General features: G+C 67.4%; 1 protein-coding gene. It reads right to left on the minus strand.

What is annotated here, in order from left to right; genetic code table 11:
* On the minus strand, positions 1-338 hold a 338-nt coding region (locus tag FQ705_RS25580), incomplete at its 3' end, for a hypothetical protein (protein ID WP_222105670.1).
* Positions 339-565: the final 227 nt, after the last annotated feature.

The following is a 565-nucleotide window of genomic DNA, read 5'->3' on the forward strand; positions in this document are numbered from 1 at the left end:
ATGAACCGGTCGTATTGACCGGCGTCCTTCAGTTGCGCGGCCAGCGAGGCGGTGTTGGCGCTGTCCCTGCCGCCGTAGAAGATGCGATCCGCGCGCAGGCGGTAGGTGGCCGTCAGCCGATGGAACGCGGCTTCCTCGATCGGCTTGACCAGGGCGTTCGCGGCGCGCATGAACTCGGGCGTGCCGATCGCGCTGAGCCGGCCCATGGTGAACTTGTCGGCACTCAGCTGCTGATGCTTCGACAGGCTTTCGACGATGATGAAATTCTCGTAGCCAGCCGCGAGATCGAGTTTGGCGGCATCCGACAGCGGCGCGTTCGTCACGTCGACGATCGGCACGGTGGTGTCGTTGAGCGGGTCGGGGCCGGTGCTCGGTCCTGCCCCGCTCGCGGTCTGGTTCGCGAAGCGGCGGAACACCTCGCCGTAGTGCACGCGGTTGCGGCTTGCCTGGATCTAGGTCAGCACCGGGTTCAGGTCGGCGGCGATGATCGCGGGCGGTGCCGTGCCCTGCCGGTCCCGCTCGTCGAGCGCCTCGGTGTGCGCGATCAGGTTGGCGGTCACGATCG

Source organism: Paraburkholderia sp. BCC1884 (assembly GCF_900996225.1).
Classification (GTDB): Bacteria; Pseudomonadota; Gammaproteobacteria; order Burkholderiales; family Burkholderiaceae; genus Paraburkholderia.